General features: G+C 68.0%; 16 protein-coding genes and 1 tRNA gene. 7 read left to right on the top strand and 10 right to left on the bottom strand.

What is annotated here, in order from left to right:
• Positions 1 to 41: 41 nt before the first annotated feature.
• Entirely contained in the window at positions 42 to 1,277 is a 1,236-nt protein-coding gene (locus ACI7YT_RS08305; RefSeq protein WP_406250140.1) for a beta-ketoacyl-[acyl-carrier-protein] synthase family protein, read from the top strand.
• Positions 1,278 to 1,413: 136 nt separating this feature from the next.
• Here the strand turns inward: ACI7YT_RS08305 and ACI7YT_RS08300 are convergent, their stop codons facing one another.
• Together ACI7YT_RS08300 and ACI7YT_RS08295 are read right to left on the bottom strand one after the other, a co-directional pair.
• Positions 1,414 to 1,917, bottom strand: coding sequence for a DUF3145 domain-containing protein (locus ACI7YT_RS08300; RefSeq protein WP_406250138.1), 504 nt, complete (start codon positions 1,915 to 1,917; stop codon positions 1,414 to 1,416).
• A gap of 147 nt (positions 1,918 to 2,064) precedes the next feature.
• Positions 2,065 to 2,838, bottom strand: a complete 774-nt coding sequence (locus ACI7YT_RS08295; protein ID WP_406250526.1) for a hypothetical protein — start codon at positions 2,836 to 2,838, stop codon at positions 2,065 to 2,067.
• A gap of 175 nt (positions 2,839 to 3,013) precedes the next feature.
• Here ACI7YT_RS08295 and ACI7YT_RS08290 point away from each other — a divergent pair, with 175 nt between their 5' ends.
• The 4 genes from ACI7YT_RS08290 to ACI7YT_RS08275 all read left to right on the top strand — a co-directional run bounded on the left by ACI7YT_RS08290 (position 3,014) and on the right by ACI7YT_RS08275 (position 5,814).
• Positions 3,014 to 5,011: a DUF262 domain-containing protein gene (locus tag ACI7YT_RS08290; RefSeq protein ID WP_406250137.1), complete on the top strand. Its 1,998-nt coding sequence runs from the start codon at positions 3,014 to 3,016 to the stop codon at positions 5,009 to 5,011.
• A complete protein-coding gene (locus tag ACI7YT_RS08285) occupies positions 5,011 to 5,310 on the top strand; it encodes a hypothetical protein (protein ID WP_406250135.1) in 300 nt (99 codons plus the stop codon). The genes ACI7YT_RS08290 and ACI7YT_RS08285 overlap by 1 nt, the downstream gene beginning before the upstream one ends.
• A 103-nt stretch (positions 5,311 to 5,413) precedes the next feature.
• Complete coding sequence (locus ACI7YT_RS08280) at positions 5,414 to 5,593, top strand: hypothetical protein (RefSeq protein ID WP_406250133.1); 180 nt, start codon at positions 5,414 to 5,416, stop codon at positions 5,591 to 5,593.
• On the top strand, positions 5,590 to 5,814 hold the full coding sequence (locus ACI7YT_RS08275; RefSeq protein WP_406250131.1) for a hypothetical protein: 225 nt from the start codon (positions 5,590 to 5,592) through the stop codon (positions 5,812 to 5,814). The genes ACI7YT_RS08280 and ACI7YT_RS08275 overlap by 4 nt, the downstream gene beginning before the upstream one ends.
• Here ACI7YT_RS08275 and ACI7YT_RS08270 read toward each other — a convergent pair.
• Together ACI7YT_RS08270 and ACI7YT_RS08265 are read right to left on the bottom strand one after the other, a co-directional pair.
• Positions 5,793 to 5,869: transfer RNA gene (locus ACI7YT_RS08270), tRNA-Ile, on the bottom strand. The genes ACI7YT_RS08275 and ACI7YT_RS08270 overlap by 22 nt on opposite strands.
• Before the next feature lie 33 nt (positions 5,870 to 5,902).
• A complete protein-coding gene (locus tag ACI7YT_RS08265; protein WP_406250130.1) occupies positions 5,903 to 6,439 on the bottom strand; it encodes a gamma carbonic anhydrase family protein in 537 nt (178 codons plus the stop codon).
• 140 nt (positions 6,440 to 6,579) lie between these two features.
• Here ACI7YT_RS08265 and ACI7YT_RS08260 point away from each other — a divergent pair, with 140 nt between their 5' ends.
• Positions 6,580 to 7,065 (top strand): Dps family protein, encoded by a 486-nt coding sequence (locus ACI7YT_RS08260; RefSeq protein WP_406250128.1) that lies wholly within the window; start codon positions 6,580 to 6,582, stop codon positions 7,063 to 7,065.
• A 46-nt stretch (positions 7,066 to 7,111) separates the two neighbouring features.
• Here the strand turns inward: ACI7YT_RS08260 and ACI7YT_RS08255 are convergent, their stop codons facing one another.
• From ACI7YT_RS08255 to ACI7YT_RS08230, 6 genes are all read right to left on the bottom strand, one after another.
• Positions 7,112 to 8,575, bottom strand: coding sequence for an amidohydrolase (locus ACI7YT_RS08255; RefSeq protein WP_406250127.1), 1,464 nt, complete (start codon positions 8,573 to 8,575; stop codon positions 7,112 to 7,114).
• Positions 8,572 to 9,216, bottom strand: coding sequence for an FMN-binding negative transcriptional regulator (locus tag ACI7YT_RS08250; protein WP_406250126.1), 645 nt, complete (start codon positions 9,214 to 9,216; stop codon positions 8,572 to 8,574). The genes ACI7YT_RS08255 and ACI7YT_RS08250 overlap by 4 nt, the downstream gene beginning before the upstream one ends.
• 57 nt (positions 9,217 to 9,273) lie before the next feature.
• The gene (locus ACI7YT_RS08245; RefSeq protein WP_406250125.1) at positions 9,274 to 10,752 is read right to left on the bottom strand and encodes an alanine/glycine:cation symporter family protein; all 1,479 of its coding nucleotides are present in this window, start codon (positions 10,750 to 10,752) and stop codon (positions 9,274 to 9,276) included.
• An 84-nt stretch (positions 10,753 to 10,836) separates the two neighbouring features.
• The gene (locus ACI7YT_RS08240) at positions 10,837 to 11,847 is read right to left on the bottom strand and encodes an Fpg/Nei family DNA glycosylase (RefSeq protein ID WP_406250123.1); all 1,011 of its coding nucleotides are present in this window, start codon (positions 11,845 to 11,847) and stop codon (positions 10,837 to 10,839) included.
• Between the two features lies 1 nt (position 11,848).
• Entirely contained in the window at positions 11,849 to 12,334 is a 486-nt protein-coding gene (locus tag ACI7YT_RS08235; protein WP_406250122.1) for a ribose-5-phosphate isomerase, read from the bottom strand.
• A 43-nt stretch (positions 12,335 to 12,377) separates the two neighbouring features.
• Positions 12,378 to 13,562: a ferrochelatase gene (locus ACI7YT_RS08230; RefSeq protein ID WP_406250121.1), complete on the bottom strand. Its 1,185-nt coding sequence runs from the start codon at positions 13,560 to 13,562 to the stop codon at positions 12,378 to 12,380.
• 122 nt (positions 13,563 to 13,684) lie between these two features.
• Between ACI7YT_RS08230 and pepN the strand changes: the two genes are divergently transcribed.
• Positions 13,685 to 16,255, top strand: a complete 2,571-nt coding sequence (gene pepN / locus ACI7YT_RS08225; protein WP_406250120.1) for an aminopeptidase N — start codon at positions 13,685 to 13,687, stop codon at positions 16,253 to 16,255.
• Positions 16,256 to 16,264 lie beyond the last annotated feature (9 nt).

Genomic DNA, 16,264 nt, shown 5'->3' with positions numbered 1-16,264 from the left:
GCAACACCTGCTCGACTCCCCGCTCGAAGGAACCACACCCCATGACCAAGCGCATCGTCGTCACCGGCATCGGCGCCACGTCCGCGATCGGCGGCACGGCTCCGGAGAACTGGACCAATCTGCTCGCCGGCATGTCCGGAGGACGCACCCTCGAGCACGAATGGGTCGCTGAGCTCGAACTCCCGGTCACGTTCGCCGCCGAAGCGATCGTGCGCCCGGAAGAAGTGCTCGCACGCCCCGTTGCGAAGCGCCTCGACCCCTCGTCGCAGTTCGCTCTCATCGCCGCCATGGAGGCGTGGGAGGACGCCGGAGCCCCGGATGTCGACCCGGAGCGCCTCGGCGTCGATTTCGCCACCGGCATCGGCGGCGTGTGGACGCTGCTGGACGCCTGGGACACTCTGCGGGAGAAGGGCCCCCGTCGTGTCATGCCGATGACGGTCCCGATGCTCATGCCGAACTCGGCGGCAGGCAATCTCTCGCTGCACTTCACCGCACGCGCGTTCGCGCGCACCGTCGCCTCCGCGTGCGCCTCCAGCACCGAATCGCTCGTGAACGCCTACGAGCACCTGCAGGCAGGACTCGCGGATGTCGTGATCGCCGGCGGCACCGAATCGGCGATCCACCCCATCACGATCGCCTCGTTCGCATCGATGCAGGCGCTCTCGCGTCGCAACGACGACCCGGCCTCGGCCTCGCGCCCCTATTCCGTCGACCGGGACGGCTTCGTCATGGGCGAGGGCGCCGCCGTGCTGATCCTCGAGACCGAGGAGCACGCCAAGGCCCGCGGCGCGAAGATCTACGCCGAACTCGTCGGCGGCGGCGTCACCGCCGACGCCTACCACATCACCGCGAACGCCCCGGAGGGTGCGACCAGAGCGGTGAAGCTCGCCCTCGAGGCCGCCGGCCGCACACCGGATGAGATCACGCACGTCAACGCGCACGCGACCTCGACCCCCGTCGGCGACCCGAACGAGTACACCGCCCTGAAGAACGTCATCGGCGACCGCGTGCACGAGGTGCCCGTCTCGGCGACGAAGGCATCCACCGGTCACCTCCTCGGCGGCACAGGCGCGCTGGAGGCGATCTTCACCGTGCTCGCGATCCAGAACCGCGTCGCGCCTCCCACGATCAACCTGACGACGCAGGATCCGGAGATCCCGCTTCTCGTCTCCGGCGATCCGCAGCCGCTCGGCGATGGCCCTCAGCTCGCGATCAGCAACTCGTTCGGCTTCGGCGGTCACAACGCGGTCGCCGCGTTCGCGGACTACGAGGGCTGATCCGCCCAGACGTCGGCCCCGCCCTGTGGGGCGGGGCCTTCATCGTACGGGGCGGGATTCGCGTTCTCAGCCTCCGGGATCACTCACCAGATTCCGATACCGACGCCTCCAGGCGCCCCGGGTCCATGTGCCGGCGTCAGCCGACCTTGTGCAACCAGACGACGCGCGCGTCATCGCTCGCGTGGCGGAACGGTTCGAGCTCCTCGTCCCATGCGGAGCCGAGTGCGACATCCAGTTCGCGCTGCAGCTCGATGGCGTTTCCGGCAGCGATCTCCATCGCGTAGCGGATCCGGTCCTCGCCGATGACGATGTTGCCCGCGGCATCCGTCTGCGCGTAGTGGATGCCGAGGTCCGGCGTATGCAGCCAGCGACCGCCGTCGCTGCGCGGTGTCGGGTCCTCGGTGACCTCGAAGCGCAGATGCTCCCAACCGCGGATCGCGGTGGCGAGAGCGGCACCGGTGCCGACCGGACCGTCCCAGTAGAACTCGGCACGGCGGGATCCTTCGAGGACGGGCTGCTCGACCCAGTCGAAGTTCACTGCACGACCGATAGCGCGTCCCACCGCCCATTCGAGGTGCGGGCAGAGCGCGCGAGGTGCGGAGTGGATGTAAACCACTCCGCGTGCGTAAGCCGTCGCCATGATCTCTCCGTTTCATCAGGTGCGTCTTCCCCAACGACCTGATCCACACGAAGAAACTGGCGAGAATATGCGGTTATGCGCCCATTCTCGCCCACGAAGGCGGAAATCACAAGCATGTGATTCCCGCCTTCGCGAAACGGGTCGGGCTCAGGCCTCGCTCATGGCCTGCTTGACCTGCTGCCCCTTGGCCGCGTAGTACGCAGCACGTGCGGCATCCCTGCGTGCCTGCTCGGCATAACCCGCCTCGAGCACGTCCTGCGGCAGCTCGAACTGGGTGTGACGGCCGGTGCCGTTGTACTTCTCGATGTACGCGTCCAGCTCGGGGCCGGATGTCCACGAAGTGATCAGGTTGTACCGCGGCTCCGTTCCGACGTGCGTGGCGGCGTGCCAGAGCCGCTGGGTGTCGATGATGAGCTGAGCGCCGGCCGGCAGCGCGATGCGCACCTCGCCGGCAGGGTCGGTGCGGTTCTCACGCAGGACGAAGAAGCTGTCCTTGTCGTCCGTGAGGTTGAAGAAGCCGCGAACGACCCACCCGGTGCCGTCAGGGTTGAGCCGGTTGTTGTCATCCTGGTGAAGGTTGTAGAGGCACTCGCCGTAAGTGTTCGGCTGCAGCTCGATGACGCGGCAGCGACCCACGTTGGCGCCCGGCTCCTGCGCGCGGCGCGTGAGGTTCGGGGCCTTGGCGGTCTGCGCGTCGATCCACACGCCGTCCTTGTCGGTGCGCGGCGGCTTGTGGTTCCAGAAGCCGTTGCACTCGATCTCGCCCTTGGCGCTCGCGAGCGGCGCGAAGCGCGTGTCACCGGAGGACTTCCAGTCGACGTACTCGATGTCGAGCCATTCCTTGGGGTCGAGAGCCTGGTTGTAGCTGTCGAGCACGACGAAGCCGGTCTCTTCGAGGGCTTCGGACTTGATGTATCCCATGATCTGAGTCATGTTCCTTTCATCGGGGGCCAGCACGTTTTAACAGGCCCTGATAAGGCAAGCCTAACAGCGACGCCTGCGCCGCCCACGGAGCGCGACCGTGCAAAATCGGCCCGGGCTAGACTCGATCAGGCGGGTCTCGGACTCCCGCTTTCTCCGGAGGCATCACTCAGTCATGGCAACGGCCACCAACGTCGAAGCGACCGCAGTAAACACGATCGAATGGCTCGCCGCCCCCGGCACGACGATCGTCGTGCCGGTCTACCAGCGGCAGTACCGCTGGGACATCGGTGCGTGCGAGCGACTGCTGTCGGACGTCAGAGCGGTCGCCGGCGAGGACGATGCGCATCGGCATTTCATCGGCTCGATCCTGTCGGCGCAGGATGCCTCGGATCTCGATCTGATCCTGATCGACGGTCAGCAGCGCATCACGACGCTGATGCTGCTGATCGCGGCCCTCCACCACGCCGTACGCGGTCACAACGAGACCATGGCCGCGGAACTCGAGCGGGTGCTCGTCCGCGCCGACGATGCCAGCCGGACGAAGCTGCGACCGCATCACGCCTGGGCCGAGCTGTACGAGACCGTGGTGCTGGACCGCCGGGGCGATGCGGACCGCGAATCCCGGTTCGATGACAACTACGCCTTCTTCCGCAGCCAGGTGCACGCCGACGAGGCGCCGCGCATCTGGCGGGGACTGAAGAAGCTCGAACACGTCTCGATCACCCTCGGACCGCAGGCCAACGCGCAGCAGATCTTCGAGAGCCTGAACTCCACCGGTGAACCCCTGCGCGACCATGAGCTGATCCACAACTACATCCTGATGGGGCTCACGCACGCCGAGCAACTGGACGTCGAAGAGCGCTTCTGGCTTCCGATCGAGCGGCACACCGGCGAGACGATCGGCGCATTCTGGCGTCACTACCTGGTCATGCGCACCGGCCGAGAGGTCGCCGCAAACGGTGAGCACGGCGTGTACAGCGCGTTCCGGCATTCCTTCCCCCGCGTGGACGTCGCGCACCTCGAGGCGGATGCCGAGGCATGGCGTCACTTCGCCGAGATCTACGGCACCCTGCTGGATCCCGCGCAGGAGCCTGATGCCGGAATCCGGCAGCAGCTGCAGTTCGTGAACACGTTCGGTCGCGCGGCCTACCCACTGGTGATGAGCGTGTACAGCGACCATTCCCGAGGGCTGATCGAGCGCGACGAGCTCATCGAAACCCTGGAGTGGGTGCAGGCGATGTACCTGCGCCGTGCGATCGTGAATCTGCCGACCGACCGGCTCATCGCCCGGCTGTGCCGGGCACGGACCTCCGGTCGCGATTCCCTGATGCGCGCGTTCGCACGCATCACCCCGTCGGACGAGCGCGTCAGCGCCGTACTCAAGTACGGTGAGCTCCCCCACGCCGCGTACGTCCTCGGCCGGCTCGAGGACGTCGAGGATGCCGCGGACTTCGATCTCGAGCACATCGTTCCGACAGCGCCCGGTGACACCTGGTCGGGCGACGGAGACCGTACATGGAACGACCTGACGGAGGACGAGCAGAACAGTCATCGCGCGCTCGCGCCGACGCTCGGCAACCTGACACTGCTGGAGCAGTCGCTCGCCGAGCGGGTGTTCGGAGCGTCCTTCCCCGAGAAGCAGCACGACGCCTACGCGCGCAGCGGGATCGCCGCCACCCGCGATCTGGCAGGACTGGAGGGCTGGGGAACCGCCGCGATCACGCAGCGGACCGTACGGCTGACCGCCGATCTCGTGCGGATCTGGGCGCGCCCCGAGCTACCGGAGATCGACGACGACGGGCTGACGCCGATCCTGGACGCGGTCCGTCGACGCGGGTGGCCGGCGGGATGGGACCGCGAATTCTCGTACGTCGAGTATCGGGGCGAGCACTGGGATGTGCGCGATGTGAAGTATCTCTTCAACCGGGTGTTCCGGCGGGCGTGGACGGATGACCGCCCAGCCGCGCTCGCCTACAGCGCACGCCGTGGCGGGCCGATCTACGACGAGATGGCCTGGAAGGGCCAGTGGGATGCGTTGGACGACTCCCACTTCCTCTACATGGGCTGGGACTCGAACTACATGATGAGCGCGGTCCAGGGTGTGCTCGAGGAGTCCGGCATCGCGTCCGAGGTGTTCGTCAAGTACTCCTACATCGGCGATGTGATGTGATGCGGCAGAAGAATCCGATCCGCCCCGCCGCACCGGCACGGGATTCCGCCGACCCGTTCGAGCAGGAGTTCGCCGGCATCGCGCTCGGCTGGGACGATCGGTCTCCGCGTGAATGCGAATGCGACCACGGCGACGACGAGGCATACGCCGCGTGCGGGCGCCGGGCCAAGTGGCGGGTGACGATCGACTGCACCTGCGGCGAGAACCATCCGCGCACGGTGGAGCTGCTGTGCACGAAGTGCCTGCGCACGGCGCGCGAGGACCTCGGCGACGAGTCGATCACCGCGCGTCCGCTGTAGCCGGAACATCGGACCTACTCCGACGAGACGGGCGCGTCAACCCGCTGGGCCGTCCTCTCGTCGTTTCCTAGTGTGGGAGATCCCACGACGAGAGGAGCCGACGATGTCGAACCAGTACCCGCCCCCGTTCCCGATCCAGCCCGACGATGCGGATGCCGAGACGCCCGTCACGCGCGAGATCGACGACCGCGAAGTCCTCGATGAGGACATCGACGCGGATCGGATCGACAGCGCCGAAGCGGACCGACTTGCCGCCGGAGCGGCCGAGGAGGAGGATCTGTGAGCATTCCTGGAACTCCGGAGGAACAATCCGGCGAGGCGATGCCGTCCGATGAGGAGCTGAAGGAACCGAGCACCGAGAAAGAGCCGGCCGACGAGCCCAAGGCGCCGTCGCGCAGGGAGCCCGAACCGAGCCACGAGGCCGTCGGCATCGGCATCATCGGACGGCCGCAGGTCGAACCGGACGCCTCGGAAGAGGAAGCTGGTGGGGCCGGTGGGACTTGAACCCACGATCGTCGGGTTATGAGCCCGCTGCCTTGACCAGCTTGGCCACGGCCCCGTAGAACAACAGCCTATCGGTGCTGCGCCACGCCTACCGAGCGCGCGCCGCCTCGTGCGTGACGACATGCTCGAGATAGATCCGGGCGTTCGCGAGCAGCCCCGCCTTCTCCTCGTCGGTGAGAGCGCGGCGCACCTTGGCAGGGACGCCGGCCACCAGCGAACCGTCGGGAACCTCGGTGCCGCCGAGCACGACCGCGCCGCCGGCGATGAGGCATCCGGCTCCGATCACGGCACCGGACAGCACCACGGCTCCCATGCCCACCAGGGAGCCGTCTCCGATCGTGCACCCGTGCACGACGGCGTTGTGGCCGACGGATACGTCGCGCCCGATGAGCGCAGGATGCCCGCTGTCGACGTGGACGGAGACGTTGTCCTGCAGGTTGCTCCCTGCGCCGATCCGGATGGATGCCGAGTCGGCTCGCAGGACGGCGTTGTACCAGACGCTGGAACCCGCGCCGAGCGCGACGTCGCCGATGATGCGCGCACCGTCGGCGACGAACGCATCCGGCGCGAGATCGGGCGCGCGCTCCGGCAGGGCGATGACGGATGCCGAAGGCGAGATGCTCATAAGGCGAGACTACCCTCAGATGCCCGGATTTCCGCGGAAATCCGAGGTCGTAAGCCGAGCCTCAGCTTGCTTGCGGAATGTCTGAGGCTGAGTACGGTTGTGTTCATCAGGTACGAAGAAGACGTCCGGGAGGAACCAGAATGAGCAAGGCACAGACCATCTCCACGACCGCCAGCGACCCCACGGTCGCCGCAGCAGCCGCCCAGTTCCTCTCGCCGGTCGTGCTCGGCCTGCAGGCTCTCACGATCAACGGCAAGCAGGCGCACTGGCACGTGCGCGGCGCGAACTTCATCGGCGTGCACGAACTGCTCGACACGATCGTCGCCCACGCCGGCGACTTCGCCGACACCGCGGCAGAGCGCATCGTCGCCCTGGGCCTGCCGATCGACGCCCGCGTCAGCGCGGTCGCCGCCAAGGCTCCGAACACGGGTGTGCCCGCCGGCTTCACGCAGTCCGACGACATCATCCGCGCCATCGTCGCGGACATCGACGCGATCCTGGTCGACGCGAAGGCTGCGATCGACGGCCTCGACGAGATCGACCTCACCAGCCAGGACGTCGCGATCGAGATCATGCGCGGCCTCGAGAAGGACCGCTGGTTCCTCGTCGCACACGTCGCGGCGTAAGCACCTCTCGAACGCCCCGGGATCGTATCCCGGGGCGTTCGTCGTCTCAGGACTCGTGCGTGACGCGGCCACCGAGAAGCGTGGCATGCACCGGCATCCTGCGCAGCTGCTCACCATCCGCTGAGCGAGGGTCGACAGCGCACACCGCGAGGTCCGCGCGGTCGCCCGGCCGAACCGCTGACCGCACGCTCGCTGCGATCGCCTCGTCGATGCTCAGCCGCTCCTCCGGATGCCATGGCTCACGCGCATCGTCGGTTCGCGACACGGCGGCCGCGATCGCCGCCCATGGGTCCAGCGGAGACACCGGAGCGTCCGATCCCAGGCGCAATTCGACGCCGGACCGCAGGAGCGCCGCCAGCGGATACGCGACCCCCGTCTGTTCGGCCCAGAGCCGCGCCGCCATATCGCGGTCGTCCAGCGCGTGCTGCGGCTGGACGCTGGCGACCAGGCCCAGCCGCGCCATGCGCGACAGGTCCGCATGGCGCAGGAGCTGGGCGTGCTCGATCGTCCCGGCAGCGCCGGCGAATGCGAAGGCGTCGAGCGCGGACGCCGCCGCACGGTCGCCGATCGCGTGCACGGAAGCCTCCAGCCCCGCCCCGGTCGCACGCGTGAGCAGCTCGATCAACTCGGGCTGCTCCACGGTCATCACCCCATGCCCCTCACCGGGATACGGATGCGAGCACGCTGCGGTCCTCGTGCCCAGCGACCCGTCGCTGATCACCTTCAGCCGTCCCATTGTCGCGAGTCCGTCGCAGCCGAGGGCATCTCCGGTCCGCAGTCCGGCCTCGATCGCACGATCCAGGTCCATCGGGTAGACGGAGAACTCGACGCGGTGGGCGTCGAACCCCGCAGCGATCCGTCGCGCCCAGGCCTCCGCGTTCCACGCCATGTCGAAGTCGACGAGACCGGTGATGCCCCGCGCCGCCGCCTGCGCACCCGCGGCGCGAACCGCGGCATCCGCGTGATCGGGATCGACGGAGTCGAGCCGACGGGAGATCTCGAACGCGTCCTCTTCCCGCAGCACCCCGTCCGGCGTCTGGAAGCCCTCGCGGGCGAGCGCGGCCGAATTCAGCCACACGCTGTGCACGTCGGCGTTGATGAGATACGTCGGCGCATCCGCTGTCGCGGCATCCAGCACCGCGAGCTCAGGGGCGTCCGGCCAGAGCGCATCGCGGAAGCCTCTGCCGATGCGTCGACCGTCCGGGCCGACGGCCACCGACGCCATCAGGGCGGCGGCTTCCCGCGCCGACGCCGCGTCCCCCAGCCATTTCCGGTCGGATGCCAGCGCCCACTGCACGGTGTGCACGTGGTTGTCCCAGAGACCGGGGAGGACCCACGCACCCTCGGCATCCAGGATCCGTCCGGTCAGAGCGATCGCTCCCGTGGGCGCGATGTCGACGATCAGGCCGTCGCGGATCATGACATCGACGGGTTCGTCGTCGAAGAGGAACTCGCGTCCGGGGCCGGCGATCCGCACCGCCCGCAGCGCGTCGAGGTCCGCCCCGATCACGAGCCCGCCCGGGTGCGGGCGTCCTGCGCCCGGCGCATCTCCGCCGCCAGAGCCGGATTCGCGTACACGCCGTCGCCCTGCAGCTCGGCGATCACGTTCTCGATCGTCTCCGCATCCTTGTTCTGGCTGAGCTTGCGCTTCGCGACCACTCTGGTCGGCGTGAGACGGAACCCGATCGTCCCCGCTTCGAGGCGACGCACGAACGCCTCGTCGTTGGGACGCTCCCACATGAGCCGCGGGTCGGGCATCCGGGATTCGAAGCGCTCGACGAGGCGGTCCAGGACTCGAAGGTTCTCCTCGGTGCTGAGGAGTTCCGGCACTCCGGACAGATGGACGGCCGTGTAGTTCCAGGTCGGCACGCTCGCCGTCTCGGGTGCGTACCATCCCGGCGAGATGTACCCGTGCGGGCCCTGGAACACCACGAGCAGCTCGCGTCCGCCGAGGCCGTGGACCATGTCATCGGGCCGGCCGACGTGACCGACGATCGTCAGATCATCGCGGGCTTCGTCGAGCATCACGACGTAGTGCGACGCGACCAGTCCGTCATCGCCGGCGCTGACGAGCGTCGCCCAGGGGCTCTGTTCGATCACCCGCCGCATCTCGGCGACATCGGCGAGGGTGAAGCTGGGATTCTGACGCATACGACCAGACTACGACCGCGGCGGCTGCCCGGAACGGCCGCCGCGGTCGTCTGTGCGCTACTTGGTCTCGACGACCGGGACGGCCTGGGTCTTCCAGTCCTCGAACCCCTTGTCGCCGACCATGAAGGCGTTGACCTCGGCCGTGCTGGCACGCAGCTTCGGGTCGTTGTCGAGGTACTTCTTCGTCTCCCTCGCGATCAGGCCCGAGAGGACGAGCAGTCCGATGAGGTTCGGCAGCGCCATCAGCCCGTTCATCACGTCGGAGAACGCCCACACGACGCCGAGCTGAACCGTGCATCCGACGAACACCACGAGGGAGAACACGATGCGGAACGGCATGACCGCCTTGATGCCCAGCAGCCGCTCGATGCATCGCTCGCCGTAGTACGACCAGCCGAGGATCGTGGATCCCGCGAACAGCACGAGGCCGATCGTGACGATGTAGTGGCCCCATTCCCCCGGCAGCCCGTGCGAGAAGGCCTCCCCCGTCATCAGCGCCGGGCTGATCGGCTCCCCTGTCTCGGGGTCCGTCATCTTCCAGACCCCGGTGGTCACGATCACCAGACCCGTGCAGGTGACGACGATGATCGTGTCGATGAACGTCTGCGTCATCGAGACGAGCCCCTGCCGGACAGGGTGGCTCGTCTTGGCCGCCGCGGCCGCGATCGCCGCCGAGCCCATGCCGGACTCGTTGGAGAAGATCCCTCGTGCCACGCCGAGCTGCACAGCGATGATGATCGCGGAGCCGGCGAAGCCGCCGATCGGCGCGGTGCCGGTGAAGGCATCCGTGAAGATCTGCGCGAACGCGGCCGGCACGTCGGCGATGTTGACGATCAGGATGTAGAGGGCGCCCAGCACATAGAAGATGATCATGATCGGCACGAGCCCGGCGGTCACACGACCGATCGACTTGATGCCGCCGACGAGGACGACCAGTGCGAACGCCGTGAGCACGAGACCGGTGACCCAGGTCGGGACGGAGAAGCTGTTCTCCATGTTGGAGGCGATCGAATTGCCCTGCGTCATGTTGCCGATGCCGAACGACGCGAGCACTGCCGCGATCGCGAAGAACAGGGCGAGGAACTTCCCGAACCGGTTCGGGATGCCCCGCTCCAGGTAGTACTGCGGTCCGCCGGACTTCTCGCCGGCGGCATCCGTCTTGCGGAACCGTACGCCCAGGAACGCCTCGGAATACTTGGAGGCCATGCCGAGCAGGCCGGTGACCCACATCCAGAACAGCGCGCCGGGTCCGCCGATGCCGATCGCGGTTGCCACCCCGACGATGTTCCCCGTGCCGACGGTCGCTGCAAGCGCCGTCGTCAGTGCCTGGAACTGCGAGATGTCGCCGTCCGAACCGGGGTCCTTGCGGGTGAACAGCCCGAGACGCAGCGCCGCTCCGAGCCGCAGGAACTGGAGTCCGCCGAGGCGGATCGTCAGGTACAGGCCGGTTCCCAGCAGCAGCGGGATCAGGAGGTACGGCCCCCAGACGATGCCGCTGAGCCAGGTGAGGAAGCCTTCGACTCCGGTGAGGTCCATGGATGCTCCTATCGTGCGTCGGTGCACGAAATACTGGCACAGCAAACGCTCAGGCTCGAGCACGACCTGCCGTTGCGTCGACGATCACGCCTGGCAGGACGGGCACCAGTAGAGCTTGCGGGCCCCGATCTCCTCCAGCGCGATCTCGGTGCCGCAGATCCGACAGGGCAGTCCGGCACGGTGATACACCCAGTGCCGATCGTCCCGACTCGCCATCGCGGCGCGGTACTGCGCCGGCGCGAGGTCGTCCATCGTCATCATCTGCCCGGTCTCGACACCGATCGCCAGCAGTCGCACCCAGTCGCGCCAGAGCTCGCGCACCAGTTCCTCCGGCACGTCGCGGCCCGGTGTGTGCGGATTCAGTCGGGCACGGAACAGCATCTCGGCGCGATAGACGTTCCCGATGCCGCTGACCACGGCCTGGTCCATCAGCAGCAGCGCGATCGCGGTCGGCTTCCTGCGCACCGCACGCACGAAGCGCTCCTCGCCCTCATCCGGGTCTCCCACGAGCGGATCCGGTCCGAGCTTCGCGACGGTGGCGAGCATCTCCTCCGGCGTCTGGAGCACGCACGCGGTCGGTCCGCGCAGGTCGGCGCACGTGATGTCGGTCATCAGGCGGAGTCGCACCTGGCCGACGACGGGCGGCGGCCACTCGACGCCCTCATCCGCCAGTCCCTTGGTCTGCTCGGACATCCGCACGTGGACGCGCGTGCGACGAGGCGCACCGATCGAGGACAGCGAATTCTCCCCTGCGTCGTCGAGGATGGCGTCGCCCTCGGTCGCCCCGAGGTCCGTGCCGCGCTGATTGGTCTGCCCCATCCGTCCGTTCGCCGACGCGATGGTCGGATCGACGAGGATCTCTCCGGCGAAGTCCCACGCGCCGTACAGTCCCAGGTGCACGCGCAGCCAGACATCGCCCTCGGCTTCGAGGAACATCTGCTTCCCGACCGCCTGGACGCTCAGCGCCTCGCGTCCGTCCAGCACGGCAGCCCCCTCGACGAAGCGCCCCTGCGGGCTCGATGCCACGAGCCGTTTGCCGACGAAGTTCCGCGCGAACTGGCGCGCGATCCGATGGACCGAATGCCCCTCTGGCATGTCAGGCTCTGGGGTCCGGAAGCAGCGACCCGTCGCGTTCGTAGTCCGCGATCTGCCCGATGCGACGGACGTGCCGCTCGTCCTGGGAGAACGGCGTCCGGACGAAGCGATCGATGAAGCTCACGACCTCCTCGAAGGAGTGCTGGCGTGCACCGATCGAGATCACGTTGGCGTCGTTGTGCTCGCGCGCGAGTTCGGCCGTCGACAGATTCCACACCAGCGCGGCGCGGATGCCTTCGACCTTGTTCGCGGCGATCTGCTCGCCATTGCCCGATCCCCCGAACACGACGCCGAGAGCTTCGACGCCGGCACGCTGATCGCTCACGACGGCCTGCGCCGCGCGGATGCAGAACGCCGGGTAGTCGTCCAGCGCGTCGTACTCGACGGGCCCGTGATCGACGACCTCATGACCCGCTCCGCGCAGATGGTCCTGCAGTTGCGTGGAGAAGTCGAGACCTGCGTGATCGGTGGCGATATGGATGCGCATGGATCCCATCCTATTGACGGCCGGGAGCCGCCGATGCCGCGCGTTACGGGACGAGTCCGGCGGCCGCCGGCTTGAAGCCGGCGCGGATGTTCTCGCAGCATCCGGGGCGGCACACGTCGTACCAGGGACCGAGATCCGTGACGTGCGGACGCTCCGCCGCAGGGCGACCGTCGAGGCGCTCCTCGACGAGATCGACGATCCCGGCCACGAACGCAGGAGAGACACCGGGCGTCGGCGTTCGCACGAACGCGAGGCCTGCTTCCTCAGCAGCCTCGGCGGCCTCCGTGTCGAGGTCCCACAGCACCTCCATGTGGTCGCTCATGAAGCCCAGCGGCACCACGATGACCGCTGACTTGTCCCGCCCTGGCAGCTCTCCGATGACGTCGCAGACATCCGGCTCGAGCCAGGGCTGCGTCGGCGGACCGGATCGTGACTGGTAGACGAGCTCCCACTCCACCGCGCCGGCCGCCGGAATCTCCGCCCCGACGCGGTCCATGACCCACGCACCGACGGCTTCGTGCTGCGCCGCATAGGCACCGCCGGGTCCCCAGTCGACATCCCGCGGGCCGGATCGCCGGGCGTCGTCGATCGGCACGCTGTGCGTCGAGAAGAGCACCTGGATCCCGTCAGCGGGGATCCCCTCGGCCAGGTAGCCCTCGATCGCCGCACGGACGCCCTCGAGGAAGGCGTCGACGAACCCCGGGTGGTCGAAGAAGGGCCGGATCTTGTCGATGGTCACCGTCTCGCCCAGACCGGTGTCCTCGAGCACGCGTGCGAAGTCCTCGCGGTACTGACGGCAGCTGGAGAACGAGCTGTAAGCGCTGGTCGCGAAGGCGAGCAGGGAGGTGTCCCCCTCCGCCGCCGCATCGCGCACGGCATCCTCCAGGTACGGCTCCCAGTTGCGGTTGCCCCAGTACACCGGCAGGTCGATGCCCCGGCGGCGCAGTTCGGCTTCCAGAGCGGCCTGGAGCGCGCGGTTCTGGGCGTTGATGGGGCTGACGCCGCCGAAGTGCCGATAGTGGTGAGCGACCTCTTCGAGTCGCTCGTCCGGGATGCCTCGCCCCCGCGTGACATTCCGCAGGAACGGGATGACATCGTCCTGCCCCTCCGGCCCGCCGAATCCCGCGAGCAGGATGCCGTCGTACGCGACGGGCGTCTCGACGAAGGGGACGCCGTCAGCCGCAGCGGGCGAAGCGAAGGGAACAGGGGAAGAGGTGTTCGCACTCACCCCTCCATCCTTGCACCTCCGGTCGTTCGCCTCGGCCGCGTCCTGGCGTAGGCTGTCATGGTTGCCGTCGGCGCCAGCAGCGTCGTGGAGCGGTCGCACCCCTGACCCCTGGGAGAAAAGCTGTGCCTGGAGAGAATCTCACCCGTATCGAAGCGCAGGAGCGTCGAGCCCTCATCGACACGCAGTCGTATCAGGTCTCGTTGGACCTGACGAAGGGCGAGGAGGTGTTCGGATCGCGCAGCGTGGTGCGATTCACCGCCCAGCCGGGAAGCTACACCTTCATCGATCTGATCGCGCGCGAGGTCCGTGAGATCTCGCTGAACGGCGAGCAGCTCGACCCGAGCGAGGTGTTCGCCGAGTCGCGCATCGCACTCGCCGATCTGCAGGCCGAGAACGTGCTCGTCGTCGACGCGGACTGCGAGTACACCAACACCGGAGAGGGGCTGCACCGCTTCGTGGACCCGGTCGACGGCGAGGTGTACCTCTACTCGCAGTTCGAGGTGCCGGACTCCCGCCGCGTGTTCGCCGTGTTCGAGCAGCCCGATCTCAAGGCCACGTTCCAGTTCACGGTGACGGCCCCGGCCGCGTGGAAGGTCGTGTCGAACTCCCCCACCCCGGAGCCGATCGTGCACGACCCGTCGACGGGCTCCGGCGACGGCGCCATCGCCACCTGGGGATTCGAGCCGACGCCGCGCATCTCGTCCTACATCACCGCGCTCGTCGCGGGGCCGTACGAGTCGACCTTCTCGGAGCTGACCAGCGCCTCCGGCCGCGTCATCCCGCTCGGCGTCTACGGGCGCAAGAGCCTGTGGCAGCACCTGGACGCCGACTACATCTTCGACAAGACCCGCCAGGGCTTCGAGTACTACGAGTCGAAGTTCGGCGTGCCGTACCCGTTCGCGAAGTACGACCAGCTCTTCGTCCCCGAGTTCAACGCCGGTGCGATGGAGAACGCCGGGGCCGTCACGTTCACGGAGACCTACGTCTTCCGCAGCAAGGTGACCGATGCCGTGAAGGAGCGACGCGTCGTCACGATCCTGCACGAGCTCGCGCACATGTGGTTCGGCGACCTGGTCACCATGAAGTGGTGGAACGACCTGTGGCTGAACGAGTCGTTCGCCGAGTGGGCATCGACCATCGCCACCGCCGAGGCCACAGAGTGGACCGAGGCGTGGACCACGTTCAACGCCATGGAGAAGACCTGGGCGTATCGCCAGGACCAGCTCCCCTCCACGCACCCGATCGTCGCCGAGATCAACGACCTCGAGGACGTCCAGGTCAACTTCGACGGCATCACGTACGCCAAGGGCGGATCCGTTCTCAAGCAGCTCGCCGCCTGGGTGGGGATCGAGGCGTTCTTCGCCGGTGTGTCGCAGTACTTCCAGAAGCACTCCTGGGGCAACACCGAACTGAGCGACCTGCTCACCGAGCTGGAGGCCACCAGCGGCCGCGAACTGAGCACGTGGTCGAAGAAGTGGCTCGAGACGGCAGGCGTCAACACGCTCGCGCCCATCGTCGAGGAGGACGTCGACGGCAGGATCAGCCGCTTCGCGGTGACGCAGACCGCGCCGGCCGACTATCCGACCATCCGCCCGCACCGCCTGGGGATCGGGTTCTACGATCTCGTCGACGGCTCGCTGACCCGGACGCACTACGTCGAGATCGACGTCGACGGCGACCGCACCGAGGTGCCAGAGCTCAAGGGGCTCAAGCGCCCCGCGCTCGTACTGTTGAACGACAACGACCTCGCCTACGCGAAGATCCGTCTCGACGACCGCTCGCTGGCCACCGCCGTCGCGCACCTCGCCGACATCTCGGACCCGCTCGCCCGCTCGCTGGTGTGGGGCGCCGCGTGGGATCAGACCCGCGACGCCGAGAGCGCGGCATCCGATTACATCGATCTCGTCCTGGGCAACATCGGCCGCGAGACCGAGTCGACGACGGTGCGGACCACGCTCGCGCAGCTGCGCACCGCCGCGACCCTCTATGTCGCACCCGCTGACCGGAGCGCCGCCCGTCAGAAGGTCGCCGACGGACTGTGGGACCTCGCGCAGAGTGCCGAGGCGGGCAGCGACAGCCAGCTGCAGTTCGTCACCGCCTTCGCCGGCAACCTCGTCACCGGCGAGCACGCCGGCATCGTCGGCCGCCTGCGCGCCGGTGAGGAGACCCTGCCAGGGCTCGAGATCGACACGGACCTGTCCTGGCAGCTTCTGGTCGGCCTCGCGACGATCGGTGCGACGGATGCCGCGTCCATCGACGCGGCTCTCGCCGCGGACAACACGTCCAAGGGCGCCGAATTCGCCGCCCAGGCACGGGCCGCGCTGCCGACGATCGCCGATAAGAAGGCCGCATGGGCTTCGCTCGTCGAGTCGGACGAAGCCCCGAACACGATCATCCGCGCCGCCGCACTCGGATTCGTCCATCCGGCGGGCGTCGAGGTGCTCGGCGAGTTCGTGCCGGCCTACTTCGACATGCTGATTCCGATCTGGGAGTCGCGCACGTACCAGATCGCGAACTACCTGATCGTCGGCCTGTACCCGACCGCGCTCGCGAGCCGTGAGCTGCGAGACGCCACTCGCGCATGGCTGTCCGCCAACCAGGATGCCGCGCCTGCGCTGCGTCGCCTCGTGAACGAGAACCTCGCCGACGTCGAGCGCTCGCTCGCGGCGCAGAGCCGCGACGAAGAGCGCTGACCGCAGCAT

Origin of the sequence: Microbacterium sp. M, from assembly GCF_045181065.1 — a bacterium.
GTDB lineage: Bacteria > Actinomycetota > Actinomycetes > Actinomycetales > Microbacteriaceae > Microbacterium.
This window is presented reverse-complemented; position numbering and strand designations above follow the sequence as displayed.

Excerpts from the sequence above, each read along its gene's own strand:
- ACI7YT_RS08305 (WP_406250140.1), top strand. The coding sequence starts at position 42 with ATGACCAAGCGCATCGTCGTCACCGGCATCGGCGCCACGTCCGCGATC.
- ACI7YT_RS08300 (WP_406250138.1), bottom strand. The coding sequence starts at position 1,917 with ATGGCGACGGCTTACGCACGCGGAGTGGTTTACATCCACTCCGCACCT.
- ACI7YT_RS08295 (WP_406250526.1), bottom strand. The coding sequence starts at position 2,838 with ATGGGATACATCAAGTCCGAAGCCCTCGAAGAGACCGGCTTCGTCGTG.
- ACI7YT_RS08290 (WP_406250137.1), top strand. The coding sequence starts at position 3,014 with ATGGCAACGGCCACCAACGTCGAAGCGACCGCAGTAAACACGATCGAA.
- ACI7YT_RS08285 (WP_406250135.1), top strand. The coding sequence starts at position 5,011 with ATGCGGCAGAAGAATCCGATCCGCCCCGCCGCACCGGCACGGGATTCC.
- ACI7YT_RS08280 (WP_406250133.1), top strand. The coding sequence starts at position 5,414 with ATGTCGAACCAGTACCCGCCCCCGTTCCCGATCCAGCCCGACGATGCG.
- ACI7YT_RS08265 (WP_406250130.1), bottom strand. The coding sequence starts at position 6,439 with ATGAGCATCTCGCCTTCGGCATCCGTCATCGCCCTGCCGGAGCGCGCG.
- ACI7YT_RS08260 (WP_406250128.1), top strand. The coding sequence starts at position 6,580 with ATGAGCAAGGCACAGACCATCTCCACGACCGCCAGCGACCCCACGGTC.
- ACI7YT_RS08250 (WP_406250126.1), bottom strand. The coding sequence starts at position 9,216 with ATGCGTCAGAATCCCAGCTTCACCCTCGCCGATGTCGCCGAGATGCGG.
- ACI7YT_RS08245 (WP_406250125.1), bottom strand. The coding sequence starts at position 10,752 with ATGGACCTCACCGGAGTCGAAGGCTTCCTCACCTGGCTCAGCGGCATC.
- ACI7YT_RS08240 (WP_406250123.1), bottom strand. The coding sequence starts at position 11,847 with ATGCCAGAGGGGCATTCGGTCCATCGGATCGCGCGCCAGTTCGCGCGG.
- ACI7YT_RS08235 (WP_406250122.1), bottom strand. The coding sequence starts at position 12,334 with ATGCGCATCCATATCGCCACCGATCACGCAGGTCTCGACTTCTCCACG.